Origin of the sequence: Halomonas sp. ND22Bw (genome assembly GCF_003011945.1) — a bacterium.
Lineage (GTDB): Bacteria > Pseudomonadota > Gammaproteobacteria > Pseudomonadales > Halomonadaceae > Halomonas > Halomonas halophila.
In genome coordinates this window covers 1-294 of record NZ_PXWD01000580.1, presented here as the reverse complement: position 1 = coordinate 294, position 294 = coordinate 1, and the positions used below count along the sequence as shown (strand labels likewise).

Annotated in this window: 1 protein-coding gene; it reads right to left on the bottom strand. The window is 71.1% G+C overall.

The window, feature by feature from the left end; all coding sequences use genetic code 11:
- The coding region (locus CVH10_RS19465; RefSeq protein WP_146143111.1) for an aminotransferase class III-fold pyridoxal phosphate-dependent enzyme at positions 1 to 294 on the bottom strand (294 nt) is incomplete at both ends.

Genomic DNA, 294 nt, shown 5'->3' with positions numbered 1-294 from the left:
GTCCGACCCGCCGGTGGTGAACAGCACCTTGGCGAGGGTGCCGGGCGTGATCGCCGCGAGTGTCTCGGCCAGGGCCAAGGCGGGCTCGCAGGCGTAGCGACGGGGCGCGAAGGGCAGCGCGTCCATCTGCTCGGCGACGGCCCGCTTCAGGCGCGGGTGGCCGTAGCCGATGTGGTGGACGTTGTTGCCGTGGAAATCCATGTAGCGGCGCCCGGCCGCGTCCTCGATCCAGATCCCCTCCGCCCGCGTGATCGCATTGAGGCAGGGCGTCGAGACCGACTGGTGCAGGAAGGC